1 protein-coding gene is annotated in these 1,870 nt (G+C 78.7%); it reads right to left on the bottom strand.

Going from position 1 to position 1,870, the window contains the following annotated elements; genetic code table 11:
- Positions 1-1,870: bifunctional [glutamine synthetase] adenylyltransferase/[glutamine synthetase]-adenylyl-L-tyrosine phosphorylase (locus DZF91_RS24365; protein ID WP_235834519.1), on the bottom strand; the 1,870-nt coding region annotated here is incomplete at both ends.

The raw sequence follows: 1,870 nt of genomic DNA, 5'->3' as shown, positions 1-1,870 counted from the left end.
GGCCTCCGCGCGCAGCGCCGCCACCGGCCGCGGCCGCAGCTCGCCGTCGCCGCCGAGCAGCGCGACGGCCTCCGGCGCGCGCAGCAGCAGGTCGGTGGCGTAGCGGCTGGAGCCGAGCACGTGCGCCATGCGCTCGGCCACGGTCACGTCGTCGCGGAGCAGCCGCAGGTACCAGGGGGTCGCGCCGAGGGCGTCGCTGACCTGCCGGAAGCCGAGCAGCCCGGCGTCCGGGTCGGGGGCGTCGGCGAACCAGCCGAGCATCACCGGCAGCAGCGTGCGCTGGATCGCGGCGCGGCGCGACACCCCGGCGGTGAGGGCCTCGATGTGCCGGAGCGCGCCGGCGGGGTCGCGGTAGCCGATCGCCTCCAGCCGGACGCGGGCCGCGGCCGGGGTCAGCCGCGCCTCCTCCTCGGGCAGCCGGGCGACCGCGCGCAGCAGCGGCCGGTAGAACAGTTTCTCGTGCAGCCGCCGGACCTCGCGCGCGTGCCGCCGCCACAGCGCGGTGAACTCCTCCACCGGATCCGTCCGCAGGCCGAGGGCGCGGCCGAGGCGGCGCAGGTCGGCGGTGGCGTCCGGCACCATGTGGGTGCGGCGCAGCCGGTGGAGCTGGACCAGGTGCTCGACGCGGCGCAGGAACCGGTAGGCGGACGCGAGCGCGGCGGCGTCGTCGCGCCCGACGTAGCCGCCGCGGGACAGCTCGGCGAGCGCGTCGAGCGTCCCCGGCGCGCGCAGCGACTCGTCCGACCGGCCGTGGACGAGCTGGAGCAGCTGGACGGCGAACTCGACGTCGCGCAGCCCGCCCGGCCCGAGCTTGAGCTGCCGCCCGGCCTCGGCGGTCCGCCGGTTCAGGTCGGCCTCCACCCGGCGGCGCATGGCCTGGACGTCCTCGACGAAGCTCTCGCCCTCGGCCGCGTGCCACACGATCGGGCCGATCGTGGCCGCGTACCGCGCGCCGAGGTCGGCGTCCCCGGCGATGGGACGCGCCTTGAGCAGCGCCTGGAACTCCCAGGTCTGGGCCCAGCGCTCGTAGTAGGCGCGGTGGCTGGCGAGCGTCCGGACGAGCGGCCCGGCCTTGCCCTCCGGCCGCAGCGCCGCGTCCACCTCCCACAGCGCGCCCTCGGGGGTGCTGGCCGAACACGCCCGCATGGCCGCGGCGGCGAGCCGGGTGGCGGTGCGCAGCGCGGCGTCCTCGGGGTGGCCGTCGCGGGCCTCGGCCACGAAGATGACATCGACGTCGCTGACGTAGTTCAGCTCGCGCCCGCCGCACTTGCCGAGGCCGATCACGGCGAGGCGGCACGCGCCGTGCCCGGGGACGTCCGCGCGGGCGACCGCCAGCCCTGCGGTGAAGGCCGCCGCCGCGAGGTCCGCCAGGGTGGCCGCCACCTCGGCGACGTCCAGCTCGCCGGTGAGGTCGCGCCCGGCGAGCATGAGGACCCGCCGCCGGTAGGCGATCCGGAGCGCGCCCAGCGTCTCGGTGGACGCGTCCCGCGCCACCGGCTCGGCCGCGCCCGGGTCCGCGCCCACCGCGCGCAGGAACTCCTCCCGCGCCGCGTCCGAGGCCGGCGCCTCCCGCGGGGCCTCGGTGTCGGGGCGTTCGGCGGGTTCAGCGGGTTCTGCGTGGTCGGCGGGTTCTGCGTGGTCGGCGGGTTCGGCGGGGTCGGAGGGCGGTTCGGGGGCGTCCTCGGTGGAGCGGAGGGCGCGCCAGTGGGACGGGTGGCGCGCGAGGTGGTCGGCGAGCGCGGACGACACGCCGAGGACGGTCAGCAGGCGCTCGCGGACGACCGGGTCGGTGGCCAGGGCGGTGGCGAGCGCGGCGGCCTCGCCCGCGCGCTCGGCGCCGGCGAGCAGGGCGACGAGGCCGCGCAGCGCG

Origin of the sequence: Actinomadura logoneensis, from assembly GCF_003428695.1 — a bacterium.
Taxonomy (GTDB): domain Bacteria; phylum Actinomycetota; class Actinomycetes; order Streptosporangiales; family Streptosporangiaceae; genus Spirillospora; species Spirillospora logoneensis.
The sequence above is the reverse complement of the archived record's forward strand: the minus strand, read 5'-3'. Positions and strand labels throughout refer to the sequence as shown.